Origin of the sequence: Plantibacter flavus, assembly GCF_900177615.1 — a bacterium.
Lineage (GTDB): Bacteria > Actinomycetota > Actinomycetes > Actinomycetales > Microbacteriaceae > Plantibacter > Plantibacter flavus.
Genome location: NZ_FXAP01000001.1, coordinates 481,479 through 496,371 on the forward strand (window position 1 = coordinate 481,479; position 14,893 = coordinate 496,371).

The 14,893-nt window shown below is 69.4% G+C and carries 14 protein-coding genes; 10 read left to right on the top strand and 4 right to left on the bottom strand.

Annotation, left to right across the window (positions count from 1 at the left end):
- Window positions 1-115 precede the first annotated feature (115 nt).
- The 4 genes from B9Y95_RS02290 to B9Y95_RS02305 all read left to right on the top strand — a co-directional run bounded on the left by B9Y95_RS02290 (window position 116) and on the right by B9Y95_RS02305 (window position 2,837).
- A complete protein-coding gene (locus tag B9Y95_RS02290) occupies window positions 116-1,549 on the top strand; it encodes a hypothetical protein (RefSeq protein WP_143736315.1) in 1,434 nt (477 codons plus the stop codon).
- A 159-nt stretch (window positions 1,550-1,708) separates the two neighbouring features.
- Window positions 1,709-1,924, top strand: coding sequence for a histone-like nucleoid-structuring protein Lsr2 (locus B9Y95_RS02295; protein WP_085510468.1), 216 nt, complete (start codon window positions 1,709-1,711; stop codon window positions 1,922-1,924).
- A gap of 71 nt (window positions 1,925-1,995) precedes the next feature.
- The gene (locus B9Y95_RS02300) at window positions 1,996-2,250 is read left to right on the top strand and encodes a hypothetical protein (protein WP_085511029.1); all 255 of its coding nucleotides are present in this window, start codon (window positions 1,996-1,998) and stop codon (window positions 2,248-2,250) included.
- 275 nt (window positions 2,251-2,525) lie between these two features.
- Window positions 2,526-2,837 carry a rhodanese-like domain-containing protein gene (locus B9Y95_RS02305; protein WP_085510469.1) on the top strand — a complete coding sequence of 104 codons (312 nt, stop codon included), beginning with the start codon at window positions 2,526-2,528 and terminating at the stop codon, window positions 2,835-2,837.
- Between the two features lie 57 nt (window positions 2,838-2,894).
- Here the strand turns inward: B9Y95_RS02305 and B9Y95_RS02310 are convergent, their stop codons facing one another.
- Both B9Y95_RS02310 and B9Y95_RS02315 read right to left on the bottom strand, forming a co-directional pair.
- Window positions 2,895-3,332 carry a hypothetical protein gene (locus tag B9Y95_RS02310; protein WP_085510470.1) on the bottom strand — a complete coding sequence of 146 codons (438 nt, stop codon included), beginning with the start codon at window positions 3,330-3,332 and terminating at the stop codon, window positions 2,895-2,897.
- 101 nt (window positions 3,333-3,433) lie between these two features.
- Window positions 3,434-5,629, bottom strand: coding sequence for an Ig-like domain repeat protein (locus B9Y95_RS02315; RefSeq protein WP_085510471.1), 2,196 nt, complete (start codon window positions 5,627-5,629; stop codon window positions 3,434-3,436).
- A gap of 197 nt (window positions 5,630-5,826) precedes the next feature.
- Between B9Y95_RS02315 and B9Y95_RS02320 the strand changes: the two genes are divergently transcribed.
- From B9Y95_RS02320 to B9Y95_RS02345, 6 genes are all read left to right on the top strand, one after another.
- Window positions 5,827-6,456: a TetR/AcrR family transcriptional regulator gene (locus tag B9Y95_RS02320; protein ID WP_085510472.1), complete on the top strand. Its 630-nt coding sequence runs from the start codon at window positions 5,827-5,829 to the stop codon at window positions 6,454-6,456.
- A complete protein-coding gene (locus tag B9Y95_RS02325; protein ID WP_085510473.1) occupies window positions 6,453-7,709 on the top strand; it encodes an MFS transporter in 1,257 nt (418 codons plus the stop codon). The genes B9Y95_RS02320 and B9Y95_RS02325 overlap by 4 nt, the downstream gene beginning before the upstream one ends.
- Complete coding sequence (locus B9Y95_RS02330; RefSeq protein ID WP_085510474.1) at window positions 7,709-8,953, top strand: alanine racemase; 1,245 nt, start codon at window positions 7,709-7,711, stop codon at window positions 8,951-8,953. Before B9Y95_RS02325 ends, B9Y95_RS02330 begins: the two co-directional genes overlap by 1 nt.
- Window positions 8,953-10,263: a D-arabinono-1,4-lactone oxidase gene (locus B9Y95_RS02335; RefSeq protein WP_085510475.1), complete on the top strand. Its 1,311-nt coding sequence runs from the start codon at window positions 8,953-8,955 to the stop codon at window positions 10,261-10,263. The genes B9Y95_RS02330 and B9Y95_RS02335 overlap by 1 nt, the downstream gene beginning before the upstream one ends.
- Window positions 10,264-10,397: 134 nt before the next feature.
- Complete coding sequence (locus B9Y95_RS02340; RefSeq protein ID WP_064296457.1) at window positions 10,398-10,964, top strand: LemA family protein; 567 nt, start codon at window positions 10,398-10,400, stop codon at window positions 10,962-10,964.
- 19 nt (window positions 10,965-10,983) lie between these two features.
- The gene (locus B9Y95_RS02345; RefSeq protein WP_085510476.1) at window positions 10,984-11,868 is read left to right on the top strand and encodes a M48 family metallopeptidase; all 885 of its coding nucleotides are present in this window, start codon (window positions 10,984-10,986) and stop codon (window positions 11,866-11,868) included.
- An 80-nt stretch (window positions 11,869-11,948) separates the two neighbouring features.
- Here B9Y95_RS02345 and B9Y95_RS02350 read toward each other — a convergent pair whose 3' ends face one another.
- Together B9Y95_RS02350 and B9Y95_RS02355 are read right to left on the bottom strand one after the other, a co-directional pair.
- On the bottom strand, window positions 11,949-13,412 hold the full coding sequence (locus tag B9Y95_RS02350; RefSeq protein WP_085510477.1) for a zinc ribbon domain-containing protein: 1,464 nt from the start codon (window positions 13,410-13,412) through the stop codon (window positions 11,949-11,951).
- A gap of 44 nt (window positions 13,413-13,456) precedes the next feature.
- The gene (locus B9Y95_RS02355; protein WP_085510478.1) at window positions 13,457-14,797 is read right to left on the bottom strand and encodes a winged helix-turn-helix domain-containing protein; all 1,341 of its coding nucleotides are present in this window, start codon (window positions 14,795-14,797) and stop codon (window positions 13,457-13,459) included.
- Window positions 14,798-14,893 lie beyond the last annotated feature (96 nt).

A 14,893-nucleotide genomic window follows, 5' to 3' on the forward strand; every position in this document is an offset into this window, starting at 1 on the left:
TACGGCGTCGATCACAGGCAGGGGCTGCCCCGAGGACACGCAGGCCGGGTCTCGTTAGGCTGCAGGAGGTCGGTTGTGCACAGAGGCATCGCGGCCGAAGATCGTTGGGGGAACGATGAAGAAACTGAAATTGGGGCGCGTCGTCGCCCTTGCCGCACTCGTGGGGCTGTTGGCGGCGGGTAATCCGGTCGGACAAATATCGAGCGCGTCCGCTGCGACGGTGTCGTCCGATCGTCAAGTGCTCGCTCAAGCGCTGATGGATGGACAGGCGGCGGGCACATTCGATTCGATCTCGAGCGGAGTCGTGGACAACATCATCGCTCCGGTCGCAGCCGGCCAGAATCCTACGATCGGATGCCGGGTGGACACGCGCATCCTGCAGGTGATGGTCCTGACGCTTCAGGACTACGGCTCACTGACCATCAGCGACCTCAACCGGTCGTGCCCGGGAGTGGAGCAGGATCCGACCTGTCCGACCGATTACGAATCGCCCCACTGTGCCGACCCTGGACTGGCAGTCGATGTGACATCGGTCGGCGGAACGGTCCTCTCCGGTGGAACGGAGTCGATACCGTTCCTGCAGTACCTCGACCAGTTCGTCCCGGTGGACACCACCGTCGGCCAGAGTCTCTGCGGGAGCGGCGACGTCGCGCTGACACGGATCACCTCGCGCTTCGATGACTTCTGCAATCACATCCACGTCGCGCTGCCCTCGACGGGTGACGTCCTTGGTAGTCCGACCGGTGGTTCCGGCGACTACGGCGCAGGTACGCTCTTCCAGGTCGCCGGAACGGCCCAGGGTTGGAGCAGTGGCGACACCAATCTGACGCTCGCTCCTGATGCTCTGACTTCCATCAACATGGGTGGCGAGTGGCCCCGAAGCTACATCAGTCAGGAAGGGCGCCTGTTTGAAGTGACGGGTGACGCTGCCGGATGGCACGTTCGTGACACCGGCGTACCGCTGAACACCACGTCGATGTCGGTCGTCGATACCGGCGAGGAATGGCCGAAGATCTACGCCACCGAAGGCGGAATCCTGTATGAGATCACTGCCACCGCAGCGACCGGCTGGGTGAAGAACAGCACGGAGATCGGTGCGAACGGCACCGTGTCTGCTATCTACCGAACCGGTGTCTGGGGGGAGGTCATGCTGTCCGAAGGCGGCACGCTCTTCCACATCACGGCGGACGCGAGCGGTTGGCACAAGGCCTCCACGGGGATTCCTGTCGGCGCTGACATCTCGGCCGCGTACCTGGGTGGCACGTGGCCGCAGGTGATGTCGGCAGACGGAGGGTACATCTGGCAGATCTACGGCGACACGTCCGGCTGGCACAAGGCCAACACCGGCATCCTCGGCGCAGGTCAGGTTTCTGCGGTGAAGGTCTCCGGCACGTGGCCGCAGGTCGTCCTCAATGAGGGCGGGCAACTCTTCCAGGTGTCGGCGACCACTGCAGGCTGGTCCAAGAAGCCTCTTGACGTGGCCGTCGGATCGGTGTTCAGCGCGGTTTACATGGGTGGTGAGTGGCCACAGATCATGAAGGTCGGTTAACCGGCAGAGCGACCGCTCGAAGAAGGCGGACAGCCTTCCGCGCATCCCCTGGGACGATCGCGGGAGGCTGTTCGTCATTCGTGACGGTCAGCGCCTCGAGCTGTCAGCGCTACCCCTCATCGACCACGGCGACTCCAATTGGCATGGAAGGATGGACGCATGGCTACCCGCACGATCACGACGCTCGTCGACGACCTCGACGGTTCCGACATCCCCCGCGGGCTGGGGGAGACGGTCCGGTTCGGCATCGACGGCGAGAACTACGAGATCGACCTGTCCGACGACAACGCTGCGGCGCTCCGCGAGACGCTGGCGTCGTACGTCGAGGCCGCACGACCCGTCATCGCGTCGGCGTCGCTCCGCCGCTTGCACTGAGCGGTCTGCACGTTCGCCTCGATCCTGCAAGGGTCCCTGCCGGGCGAGGGAGCGCGACTAGCGTGCTCAGCATGAGTACTCCGAGCGACCACGACCAGGCCCTGAACGACGACGAGCAGACGAGCAAGGACCGCACGTACAGCCCCTCCAGCGAGGCGGAGACGGCGGCCAAGCAGGACGACGGGCAGCCCGTCGTGGGCGATCCCGACATCGCCTCCGGCATGATCAACGTCGCCCCGGGCACCGGTGGTCCGGACGACACCGGCGACGTCGACGTCGACCCGGGGGAGCTCCACATCCCTCGCGATCCCGACAGCGCGCACTGAGACAACGATGCCTCGGGCGTTGACCCCTGAACGGGGTGCACAAAACGGGCGACGCGAACGCGACACGGCGGTGTTGCGTCACGCAAGGTGCCTCCAGTCCGCTACCTTCGAGGTGGGGGCGTCACCCGTGAGCCGGTCCCGGAAGCCGCAAGCTTCTTGGTCGATCGGTTGCTAGACGCCTCAAGTGAGGGCGAGGTATTCGGGTTACCTCGCCCTCACGCTTGCCCGCCGCATCTTCCGGCCCGGCCGCACGTCCTCGACGGTAGGCTGAAACGATGCAGGAGATCACCCCAAACGAACTGAGCAAGCTCGAGCAGGCCGTCATCATCGATGTCCGCGAAGCCGACGAGGTCGCCGTCGCCAGCGTGCCCGGTGCACGGCACCTGCCGATGTCGACCTTCCTCGACCACCTCGACGAGGTCCCTCGCGAAGAGACCGTCTACGTCATGTGTCACTCCGGTGGTCGCAGCGCCCGCGTCACGGGCTACCTCGAGCAGCAGGGCTACGACGCCGTGAACGTCACCGGTGGCATCTCCGAGTGGGCGGCCAGCGGCCTGCCGGTCGAGCGGTCCACCGACGCCGGCTGAGCCGTTCCCGACGAGCGGGTCGCGATCGTCGCGAGCCGGGCGGTGCGGGCGATCGGATCAGCGCCGCTTGCGTCTCGCGATCTCGTCCGAGAGCTGCTGCACCAGCGCGGGGTCCGCGTCGCGCGCGAGGGCGACGTAGTGGTCCATGACGTCCGGGCGGTAGCGCACGGGCAACGTCTGTCCGGGGGCCAGTCGAGTGAGCTCCGTGATCGTGACGCTCTCGTCGGCGATCCCGCGGAACGAGACACCGTCGGCGGTCTCCACGTCGAGCATCAGGACCAGGCGTGGATTGTTGTTGACCTCCCGCCAGTCGACGAGGACACCGAGCGCCAGCGTCCCCGTGCGCAGTTCGGCGTTCCGCTTGCGAGCATCTCCGCTGAGGATCGGATTCGGGGCGACGCCGGGGAATGCGGGCCCGACGCCCAGTGCTTCCCGACTCAGGTCAGGCCTGAGCTGCGCCATGAGATCGTCGAGCTTCTTCTTCGAACCGAACATCCCGAACCCTCCGCACGTCGGCACCGGGTTCTCGACCCGGCGTCTGGCCTTCACCGCGATTGTAGGGCAGGGCCGTTCCCGACCGCCGTCGCCGGAGCGGCCTAGCGTGCGTCGATGAGCGGCCGGAGGTGACGGTTCCAGGCCCACGTCCCAGCTCCGACCGCCGCGAACGCGAGTGACCCCAGCAGGAGTCCGACGAGCGTGTCACCCGCACCCGGGACCGTCGCCGTCGGGCCCAGGAGTCCGAACAGCAGCGTGAAGCCCACGAACGCGCCGCCGAGCCACACCGGCCTCGACCAGGCGAGGATGGCCCGCCCACCGAGGGGCCCGAGGGGGAGGAGGGCGATCGACGCGGATCCGATCCCTGCGATCGCGGTCAGGTTCACGGCCTCGACGAGCATCGCGCCCACGCCGCCGCTCGGCTCGCCGGCCAGCGCCGACACGAGCCAGGCGATCGAACCGAGCCCGGCGGCCGCAGCGATCCGGGCCAGAGCGAGGCGGCCTGCGATGCGTGGCGCGATGGCATCGGAATCGATCTCCACCGAGGCTGTCGAGCCGGCTTCATGCGTTTCGGATCTCCGTGTCGGCCGGAGTTCGGTCAGCAGCGCGAAGAGCAGAGCCGGCTGCAGGGCCAGGAGGCGTGAGAGCGCGGTGACGACACCGACCGTCACCAGTCCGCCGACACGGACGCTGACGCGCATCGAGCCCAGCCCGGCTCGCCGGGCGACGACGAGCTGCGCGAGGAGGCCCACGACGTTGATCGCGACCACGGCGATGAGCGAGGCGAACCACAGCCGGAGGTACGCCGGCTGACCGCTCACGGGGTGCGCGAACATGAGGATGCCTGCCGCGAGCACGGCGGTGACGACGGCCATCGCCGTGCGACTCGGGAGCGGGACCGACGGGACCCGCTCGAACTCGTCCCTCGGTCGGTTGCGCCCGGTCACCGCTGCACGACGACGGTCGGCCATCGTGGCGCGCCAGGGGGCGATGGAGGTCGCGAGGAGTCGGGCCGGGATCGCGATGAGCGCCACCGCCGCGAGGGCGAGGAGGGCGGCGAGCCACCAGACCGGCTGGCCGCGGCCGTCGATCGTGGAGGCGAGGGCCTGCGTGAACGGCGTCGTTCCCGACCAGAGGCCGCCACCACCGGTGGGTGGAGCGGCGCCGGGCACCGGTTCACCGCTCGGCGACGGGGTCGGCTGTTGCGTCCCCGGAGCGGTCGTCCCCGGCGCGGGCGCGGGCTCGGCGCCGTCGGACGGCGATGGGGAGGCGGACGGTGCCGGCGTGGCGGGCGCGGCCGATGCGTCGCCGAACGTCAGGGTGATCGCCGTGCTCGCCCCGCTCGTGTTGCCCGCGGCATCCTGCTGGATCGCGAGGACGACGTGCGCACCCGCCGGCACGCCCCCGCCCGAGCAACTCCAAGCGCCACCGGTGACGACCGCCGTGCAGACCGACGTCGAGTCGGCGAAGACGGTGACGGTCGCGCCGTCCTCGCCGGTGCCGGCGTAGCTCGCAGTCGAGATCGGCATCGCCTGTCCGGCCGTCGGTGAGGACATCACGGGCGGGGCCGGGGCGTCGCGGTCGATCGTGAGCACGACCGGGGAGGACGCGTCGGAGCGCTGGCCGCCGCTGAACGACGCCTGCTGCGTCGCCGTCACGGAGAGGTCGCCGGCCGGCAGTGGCTCGCCCAGCACGCAGAACCAGCTTCCGGAGCTGTCCGCCGCGAAACTGCAGGTGGCACCGGAGTCGGCGCGGACCGTCACCGTCGCTCCGGGGTAGGCGGTGCCGCGGACGCCGCCGTTGCTCGGTGTTCCTGCGGTGATGGTGGGCGGGCCGAGCGCGGACACGGAGATCTGCGCTGAGAGCGTCTCCGAGCCGCCGACCTCGACGGCGGTGATGAGCAGTCCGCCGCCGTCGGGCAGGTCGATCGAACAGGACCAGTCGGTGCTGTCGTCCTGCGGCAGGATGCAGACCGGCTCGAGACCGTCGCCGACCTGCAGCTGGACACCCGTGCCGGCGTCCTTCGTCCCGGTGACCGTGGTGCTGCCGCTGCCGATGAAGGAACCGGAGTCGGGGCTCGTGATGGTCGGTCCGTCGAGTGGCGGTGGGGTCGGCGCCGCAGCGCTCTCGCTCGGGGTGGGGAGCGGTTCGGGCGTCGCCGATGCAGGGCCCGCGACGGCCGTCGTCCAGAGTCCGGCCGAGAGGAAGACGGCGAGGAGGATCGCGACGCGTCCGATCGAGCGATTCGATCGGACTCCTGTTCCTGCGCGCGCGCGTTCCCCGGTCACCGTCTCCATTCCCCCAAGATCACCGCAGGAAGTCAACCTCCCGCGCCAGATCGGGTCACATTCTCGGTCGATCCGCACGGGAAAACCGTCTCGACAGGTGCGCTCGGGCCGGCGGTCCGCCATACTGGCGCGACTGGGTCATCCGTCCCAGTCGAGTCGACCGCGATGGAGCGGCCCGACCCGCAGGCGCCCCGGGAAGGGTTGCGATGCCGAGGATCTCCGTTGTCGACCGACGAGCCGAGCTGATCAGCGCCGCCCTCCGCGTCGTCGCAGCGGAGGGCGTCGCCGCCGCCACGACGAGGGCGATCGTGGCCGAGGCCGGGATGTCGCTCGCCAGCTTCCACTACGCCTTCGCCTCCCGCGACGAGCTCCTCGCCGAACTGGTCGCACACGTCGTCGAGCATGAACGCGTCGTCCTCGACGTCGGCGGGCTGCGGACGGACGAGGAAGCCGGTCAGGAGCATCCGCCCACCCTCGAGGCCGTCGTCCATGCCGGCCTCGAACGCTACGTCGACCTCCTCCGCGCCGATCCGGCTCGGGAGGCGGCGATGCAGGAGCTCAGCGCCTACGCGATGCGGACGCCGGGCCTCGAGCACCTCGCGCTCGAGCAGTATCGACGGTACGAGGAGCTCGCGTGTGAGGCGCTCGCGCTCGCCGCGACGGTCAGCGGCAGCACCTGGACGCAGCCCGTCGACGAGATCGCGCGGACCGTCATCGCCTTCACCGACGGCCTGACACTCGGCTGGCTGGTGCGACGCGACGACGCCGAAGCCCGGCGACTCGTCGGGACGGTGGCGCACCTCGTCGCAACCCTCGCCGAACCGGCGCCGAGATGAGCGGCCTCGGCACCGCAACCGTCGACCACCCGGCCGACCGACGGGTCACCGGGCGGTGGGTCGCCGCCTTCGCGGTCGCCTGGCTGGGCGTCTGGATGGCCCAGCTCGCCCCGCTGCAGCTCCTCCTGCCCGCGCAGATCGACGCGACGCTCGCTCCCGAGCACTGGGTGGACAGCGTCGTCGCCTTCGGTGTCGTCGCCGGGGCGGCCGGACTCTGCTCCATCGTCGCGTATCCGCTGACGGGCGCCCTGTCCGACCGCACACGGTCGCGGTTCGGAAGACGCCGCCCGTGGATCGCGGGTGGTGCGCTCGTCTTCGCCCTGGGGCTCGTCCTCCTCGGACTCCAGACCGGCATCGTCGGCATCGGCGTCTGCTGGTGCCTCGCCATCATCGGTTTCTGCATCCTGGGAGCGGCGCTCACCGCGACCATCTCCGATCAGGTGCCCGTGGGGCAACGCGGCCTCGTCTCGGGGTGGATCTCCGCTCCGCAGGCCGTCGGGGTCATCCTCGGCATCGCCCTCCTGCTCCTGCTCGGCACCCAGATGGTCGTGGGATACCTGGCGCTCGCCGTCCTCCTGATCGTGCTCGTCGTGCCCTTCCTCCGGCTGCCCGATCCACTCCCGACGGGCGAACGACCCGTGCCACTCACCGTGCACGCGCTCCTGGAGAGCCTCTGGATCTCGCCGCGACGGCACCCCGACTTCGCCTGGACCATGCTCAGCCGCGTCCTCGTGAACCTCGGCAACGCCTTCAGCACCTCGCTGCTGTTCTACTTCCTGCTCTTCGGGCTGGGGGACGCCGACGCCGAGACCGACCTCCTGCTGGTCACGGTCGTCTACACGGTGTTCGTCGTGGGGTCCTCGATCCTGCTCGGCCGACTGTCCGACCGCATCGGACGACGACGCGTCTTCGTCGTCGCGGCCTCCGCCTCACAGGCGCTCGCCGCCCTCCTGCTCGCGATCTGGCCCTCGCTGCCGATGGGGTTCGTGTCGGCGGCACTGATCGGGCTCGGCTACGGCTGCTTCATGTCGGTCGACCAGGCGCTCGCGACGCAGGTCCTTCCCGACCCGGCGTCGCACGGCAAGGACCTCGGCATCATGAACATCGCCCAGGCGGTGCCGCAGGCGGTCGCTCCGCTCATCGGCGCGTGCCTCGTCGCCTGGCTCGGCGGATTCGCAGGCCTCTACCTCGTCTCCGCGGCCTGCGCCGTCGCAGGGGCGGTCGCTGTCACCCGAGTACGAGGAGTGCGCTGATGAGCATCGAACTGACCGCCGGCGGCCGGGTGTCCGAACCGATGCCCTGGCTCGACCCGAGGCGGTACTGGGGCGGCATCGAGCGGGCCGTCTCGGACGTCGACTCGCCCGTCGCCGTCCTGCATCTCGGAGCCCTCCGCCACAACACGCACGACATGCTCCGACGGGCCGCGGGGAAACCGATCCGCGTCGCCAGCAAGTCCATCCGCGTCCGAGCGGTGATCGACGCGCTCCTCAGACAGCCCGGGTACGCCGGCGTGCTGGCCTACTCCCTGTCCGAGGCGCTCTGGTTGTCCGAGACGGTGGACGACGTCGTGGTCGGCTACCCGACGGCGGAGCGGGGTGCCATCGCGCGGCTGGCATCCGACGAACGGGCGGCCTCGCGGATCACCCTCATGATCGACTCCCTCGACCACCTCGACCTCGTCGACGCGGTGACTCCTCCCGAGCGACGTGCACGCATCCGCGTGTGCATCGAGCTCGACGCCTCGTTCCGCGCGCCCGCCCTCGGCCATGTCGGTGTCCGCCGCTCGCCCCTGCGCACGCCGGACGAGGTCCGGGCTCTCGCGGAGGCGGTCGTCACCCGACCCGGCTTCAGCCTGGTCGGGATCATGGCCTACGAGGCGCAGATCGCCGGGCAGGGGGACGACCTCGCGGGTCGACCGGCGTGGTCGGCTGCGCTCCGCGCGATCCAGCGGCGCTCGTGGGCCGAACTCCGGGAACGTCGTGCGGCCGTGGTTGCGGAGGTCCGAGCGGTCGCGGAGCTGGAGTTCGTCAACGGCGGCGGGACGGGATCCCTGGAACTCACCGCGTCCGACGACTCGGTGACCGAGATCGCCGCGGGGAGCGGTGTCTTCGGCGGACACCTCTTCGACCACTACCGGGCGTTCACTCCGGCACCGGCCGCGGCGTTCGGTCTGTCGGTCGTCCGGAAGCCGTCGCCGGAGCTCGCGACGATCCTCGGCGGCGGATGGGTCGCCTCCGGTCCGCCGGGGCTCGACCGCCTCCCGCTCATCGCGTGGCCGGAGGGCCTCGAGATGCTCCCGCGTGAGATGGCCGGTGAGGTGCAGACGCCGGTCTCCGGGGCTGCGGCGGCGTCGCTCCGGCTCGGTGACCGCGTCTGGTTGCGGCACACGAAGTCCGGGGAGCTCAGCGAACGGGTGGACGCGTTCCACGTGGTCGGGGACGACGGGGTGGAAGCCGTCCTGCCGACGTACCGCGGCGAAGGGCAGGGGTTCGTCTGATGGGGAAGACGACAGCGTGGACGAACTGGGCGCGGACCGAGCGGGCGTGGCCCGTGCGGTTCGAGCGGCCCGACTCGGTCGGCGCGGTGCAGCGCCTCGTGCGCACAGCGGCGGGAGCGGGCCTCCCGATCAAGGCCGTCGGAGCCGGACACAGCTTCACCGGGATCGCCGTGGCGCCCGGTGTGCTGCTCGAACTCGACGCCCTGAGCGGTCTGGTCCGGGTCGATCGGGAACGCAACCGTGTGACCCTCCGTGCCGGCACGCGCCTCCACGACATCCCGCGTCTCCTCGAACCGTTCGGTCTCGCCATGCCGAACCTCGGCGACATCGACCGGCAGTCCGTCGCCGGCGCGATCTCCACCGGCACACACGGGACCGGGATGGCGTTCGGCGGCATCGCGACGCAGGTCGTCGGGGTGACGATGGTGACGGCGGAGGGCGAGCTGCTGACGTCGGACGCCGAGCAGGAACCAGGGCTCCTCCCGGCACTGGCGCTCGGGCTCGGCGCGCTCGGGATCATCGTCGAGGTCACGCTGCAGTGCGTCCCGGCGTTCGTGCTGCACGCGGTGGAGCGACCGGAGCCGCTCGACGAGCTGCTGCCCGAGCTGCTCGACCGGGCCGCCGCCGTCGACCACTTCGAGTTCTACTGGTTCCCGCACACCGCGACCGCCCTGACCAAGACGAACCACCGGTTGCCGGGTGATGCGCCCACGCAGCCACTCCGCCCGGTCGCGAAGTGGGTCGACGACACGCTCCTCGCCAACGGGGTCTACCGGGTCCTCTGCAACACGGGCGTCGTCGCGCCGGCCATCGTCCCGCGCGTGAACCGGCTCGCGGACCGCCTCGTCGGCGATCGCGAGTTCACCGATCGGTCGACGCGCGTGTTCACCACGAGCCGCACGGTGCGGTTCGTGGAGATGGAGTACGCGGTGCCGCTCGAGCACCTCCCGACCGCGTTCGCCCGCATCCGCGCGCTCATCGAGGAGCGGGGGTGGCGGATCTCCTTCCCGATCGAGGTCCGGGTCGCAGCGGCCGACGAGCTGTGGCTCTCCACGGCATCAGGTCGAGCGACCGGATACGTCGCCGTGCACCGCTTCTTCCGTGAGGACCCGGGAGAGTACTTCCGCGCCGTCGAGGCGATCATGACCGAGTTGGGCGGTCGGCCCCACTGGGGCAAACTGCACGGCCGTGACGCGTCGTCCCTGCGAGGCGCCTATCCTCGTTTCGACGAGTTCGTCAGCCTCCGCGACCGCCTCGACCCCGGCCGACTGTTCGGGAACCGGTACCTCGCCCGCGTCCTCGGCGAGTGACGGCCCGCCGGGTGTCCGGTGCGTCCGCGCTGCACACCTGCTGCGTGCTTCCTCCGAACTCCCCAAGGGCACCGGCGGGTCGCAGGTAGAATGAGCGGACCCGCTCTCCATCGACTCAGAAGGAGCCCATCCTCATGGAATGGCTGATCCCAGTCCTCATCGTCGTCGCCCTGGTCGTCATCGTCGGCATCTACTTCTGGGTGACGTACAACTCGCTCGTGACGCTGAACGTGCGGGTCGAGGAAGCATGGAGCGACATCACCGTCCAGCTGAAGCGGCGCGCCGACCTCATCCCGAACCTCATCGAGGCGGTCAAGGGGTACGCGGCGCACGAGAAGGCCGTGTTCGAGAACGTGACGAAGGCTCGCGCCGAGACGCTCACCGCACAGGGGCCGGCGGCCGTGAGTGAGGCCGAGACCCACATGCAGCAGGCGCTGAAGAGCATCTTCGCCGTCGCGGAGGCCTACCCGCAGCTCCAGGCGAGCCAGAACTTCCTCCAGCTCCAGTCCGAGATCGTCGACACCGAGGACAAGATCCAGGCCTCGCGCCGGTTCTACAACGGCGGTGTCCGGGAGCTGAACACCAAGGTCAAGGTGTTCCCGAACAACCTGTTCGCGAAGGGCCTCGGGTTCTCGGAGCACGACTTCTTCGAGGTCACCGACAACGCGGCGATCGCCGAACCGCCGCGCGTCCAGTTCTGACGTGCGGTAGCGCAGTCCCATGTACCGCGCCATCGCCAGGAACAAGCTCAACACGGCCCTGATCTTCGTCGTCTTCCTCGTCATCATCGGTGGCCTCGGTTGGCTCGCGGGATATCTCTACCAGAACCTCACGATCACGATCGTGGTGCTCGTCGTGGCCGTCGTCTACGCGGTGATCCAGTATTTCTTCGCCGGGCGGCAGGCCATCGCGATGACGGGCGCGCAGCGCATCGAGCTGGCCGACAACCCGAGGCTGTACCGCATCGTCGAGAACCTCGCGATCACGACCGGGACGCCGATGCCCGAGGTCTACCTCATTGCCGACCCGGCGCCCAACGCGTTCGCGACGGGTCGCGATCCCCAGCACGCGATGGTGGCCGCGACGACCGGCCTCCTCGAGATCCTCAACGACGCCGAGCTGGAGGGCGTCATGGCCCACGAACTCGGTCACGTCCGCAACTACGACATCCGCGTGTCCATGGTCGTCTTCGGCCTCGTCGTCGCGATCGGGTTCCTCTCCGACATGCTCCTCCGGATGACGATCTGGGGAGGCGGCAACCGGAACAACAACAACGGCGGCAACCCCGTCATGCTGATCATCGGCATCGTGGCGATGCTCGTGGCACCGCTGCTCGCGACGCTCGTCCAGCTCTCCATCTCACGGCAGCGCGAGTATCTCGCCGATGCGACGGGCGCCCTCACGACCCGTCACCCGGAAGCGCTCGCGAGCGCCCTGGGGAAGCTCGCCGCCTACGGTCGACCGATGGCGAAGCAGAACTCGTCCATGGCGCACCTCTGGATCTCCGACCCGTTGAAGCCCGGTGCGGTCGCACGCTTGTTCAGCACCCACCCGCCGCTCGTCGAACGGATCAAGCGCCTGAGCGCCATCGGCGGCGGCTTCTAGGCGCGGGCCTCCCGGTCCCGGACACACGAATGGGGCGGCACCCGGAGGTGCCGCCCCATTCGGCGTTCAGGCGAGAGCCGTTACTCGGTCTGCTCGTCGGAGTCGAACGTCACCGTGACCTTGTCGTCGGCGTCGATCGTGATCTTGCCGGGGAAGTTCAGGTACGTGTCCCACACCTGCTGACCCGCCACGGCGCTGCCGTACCAGGAGGCGTCGAACGAACCGTCGATGCGGCCATCCGAGGTGTAGAAGTACGAACCGCTCTCGTCGACCTCGACGGTCGGGGGAGAGGTGAGCGTCCAGGTCACCGGGCCGACACTCGTGAACTGCTTCTGCTGCCAGTCCGGCATGACGCCACAGGTGGTGTCGAGCGTGGTGGCGTCGAGGCACTTCTCGATCATCGCGACGACCTGCTTCGTGACCTCGGTCGTGAGCGCCTCGGTGGCGGTCACGTCGATGTCGATGAAGGCCGAACCCTCGCCGGCGCTGTACGAGCTCAGCGTGATGGTCTGGGCATCGCCCTGCAGGAACTTGCTCTCCGGCGGAGCGACCGTGTAGATGGCCGGGTAGGCGAACAGGCTCTCGTCGGAGGCGCCGTCGAAGTTGACGCCGTTGACGCTGAACGCCGTGCCACCGAGACCGGTGTAGACGTTGATGCTGCCGACGAGGGAGCTGGCGAGCTTCCACTGGTCGAAGAACAGGAACTGCTTGCCTTCGCTCTCGAGCGTGACCGAGTCCTCGTACTTCTTGCCACCGAGCTCGTACGTGACCTGCACGCGTGCCTCGCCGTTGCGGTTGTAGACCCGGCCGACCTCAGGGTTCTTGATGCGCTCGTCGGCGCCCTTCAGGACCTCGTTGGTGAGCAGTGCGGTCGGCTTCACGGCGGCCGGAGCCTCGGCTTCGGCGTCCGCATCCGGATCGGCCGACGCGGACGGGTCCGGGGTCGCCTCGGGCTCTGCGGACTCGTCGTCCGTGCTGCCGACGATCGAGGGGTCCGGCGCGACGAGGCTCGTCGCGAGCTTCGCGTCACCGGCAGCGATGGCCTTGAGGTATTCCTCGACCTTCGCCTGCGGGCCGAACGCCGTGGTGTTCAGCACGCCGATGGTGATGGCGGCGGCGGCGATGAGCACGAGTGCGCCACCGGCGATCGACGACCACAGGATGATCCGCTTCTTCTGCTTCGGATCCATCGGCTGCTTCGGAGCGCCGGTCGCGTAGGGGTTCTGCGCCGTCGCGTACTGGCCGTTGGGCTGCTGGCCCTGCTGGTACGGGTTCTGGGCGCCGGGCTGCTGACCTGGCTGCTGACCGTAGGGAGCCGGCGGTGCCTGGTTCGGCGTCTGCTGTTGTCCGGACTGGTACGGGTTCGGCGTCTGCTGCTGTCCGGACTGGTACGGGTTCGGCGTCTGCTGCTGTCCGGACTGGTACGGGTTGGGCTGCTGCTGACCCTGCTGGTACGAGGGCTGGTCGCCCTGGGACGGCTGGTTCTGCTGTTCGCCCGGGTTCTGTCGGCCTGGTTGCTGTGGTGTGGTGTCGTCGTTGCTCATGGGCGGGTTCCCCTCGTTTCGGACCATGAAGGTGCCCACCAATCCTATAGTTGTTGTGTATCTCCTGAGAGTGATTGTGCTGGCTGAGCATGGGGAGTAGTGCCCATGTCCGGAGCGGGAGGAAGCGGGAGGAGCCGGGTGCCGACGGCGTGCGCCAACGGTGCCGCCAGTGTCCCGCGGCCGACGACGACCACCGCGTCGAGTCCCTGCCAGCGGGCCGCCTGCTCGAGGAGCTCCGCCAGGCGTCCCGCGATCGCGTCGTCGGCGACGGGACGAAGCCCTCTGGCGACGGCATCCTGGTGTCCACGCTCGAACCAGGCGGACTGGACCCGCAGGACCCCGGCCTGGCGGTCGCTCTTCAGATCGACGCGCGCGACGATCTCCCCGTCGATGAGGACCGGTAGCACGTAGTAGCCGTAGACGCGCTTGGGCTCCGGCGTGTAGATCTCGATCCGGTAGTGGAGTCCGAACATGCGGAGGGCGCGTTCGCGGAACCAGACGACGGGGTCGAACGGGCTGAGCAGCGCGGCCCCCTCGATCCGCCGCGGCCGTCGGGCGTCGCGGTGCAGCCACGCTTCGTGCGGCCCACCGCGTCGGTCCCAGCCGGCCACGGTCACAGGTTCGAGGACACCGGCGTCCACGAGCTCGTCGACCGCTCGACGGACGGCGGTCTGCGGCTTGATCCGGAAGTAGTCGGCCAGGTCGGCGACGGTCGCGACGCCGTGCGCTGCCGCGGCCTGCTCGACGAGCGCACGGATCGCGTCGGGTCGGGCGACGTCGAGGTCGAGGAGGTCATGCGGCAGCACGTGCTCGGCCAGCGCGTACCGGCGTTCGAACCGGTCGCGACCGGCCGTGACCACCTCGCCGTAGAGGAACAGGACCTCCAACGCCCGCTTCACATCGGACCATCCCCACCAGGGTCCGCGGCGGACGTTCGCATCGTGTTCGATCTCGCTCGCCTTCAGCGGCCCCTCGACGCGCAGGAGCGCTCGCACCCAGTCCAACATCTCCGTGTTCTGGCTCGCCCAGGTGGTCTCGTCGCCGGCATGCTTCGCGCGGTGCGCGTCCATCCGCCACCGGAACAACGGCCACGAGTCGCGCGGGATGAAGGCCGCCTCGTGCGCCCAGTACTCGAGGTAGGGCGCGTCGGCTCCGAGGGTGAGCCGATCGAGCAGCGTCTTGTCGTACCCGCCGAGCCTCGCGAACAGCGGCAGGTAGTGACTGCGCTCGAACACGTTGACGGAGTCGATCTGCAGGAGACCCAGGTGATCGATCGTCGAGCGCAGGGTGCGGGTACCCGCCGGGGTCGTGCGTTGCGGGGCGCCGAACCCTTGCGCACCGAGCGCGATCCGTCGGGCGAGGGCGGGGGAGAGGGAAGCGGACACGGCCCGACGCTAGCACCGGGGTCGGACACCCGCCGCGCACCGGCGGAAGCACCGCCGCCCACTGGTATCCGCATGCACTCACCGGCATGTGCCAGC

Coding starts and splice junctions, on each gene's coding strand:
- B9Y95_RS02290 (WP_143736315.1), top strand. CDS start 116: ATGAAGAAACTGAAATTGGGGCGCGTCGTCGCCCTTGCCGCACTCGTG.
- B9Y95_RS02295 (WP_085510468.1), top strand. CDS start 1,709: ATGGCTACCCGCACGATCACGACGCTCGTCGACGACCTCGACGGTTCC.
- B9Y95_RS02300 (WP_085511029.1), top strand. CDS start 1,996: ATGAGTACTCCGAGCGACCACGACCAGGCCCTGAACGACGACGAGCAG.
- B9Y95_RS02305 (WP_085510469.1), top strand. CDS start 2,526: ATGCAGGAGATCACCCCAAACGAACTGAGCAAGCTCGAGCAGGCCGTC.
- B9Y95_RS02310 (WP_085510470.1), bottom strand. CDS start 3,332: ATGTTCGGTTCGAAGAAGAAGCTCGACGATCTCATGGCGCAGCTCAGG.
- B9Y95_RS02315 (WP_085510471.1), bottom strand. CDS start 5,629: ATGGAGACGGTGACCGGGGAACGCGCGCGCGCAGGAACAGGAGTCCGA.
- B9Y95_RS02320 (WP_085510472.1), top strand. CDS start 5,827: ATGCCGAGGATCTCCGTTGTCGACCGACGAGCCGAGCTGATCAGCGCC.
- B9Y95_RS02325 (WP_085510473.1), top strand. CDS start 6,453: ATGAGCGGCCTCGGCACCGCAACCGTCGACCACCCGGCCGACCGACGG.
- B9Y95_RS02330 (WP_085510474.1), top strand. CDS start 7,709: ATGAGCATCGAACTGACCGCCGGCGGCCGGGTGTCCGAACCGATGCCC.
- B9Y95_RS02335 (WP_085510475.1), top strand. CDS start 8,953: ATGGGGAAGACGACAGCGTGGACGAACTGGGCGCGGACCGAGCGGGCG.
- B9Y95_RS02340 (WP_064296457.1), top strand. CDS start 10,398: ATGGAATGGCTGATCCCAGTCCTCATCGTCGTCGCCCTGGTCGTCATC.
- B9Y95_RS02345 (WP_085510476.1), top strand. CDS start 10,984: ATGTACCGCGCCATCGCCAGGAACAAGCTCAACACGGCCCTGATCTTC.
- B9Y95_RS02350 (WP_085510477.1), bottom strand. CDS start 13,412: ATGAGCAACGACGACACCACACCACAGCAACCAGGCCGACAGAACCCG.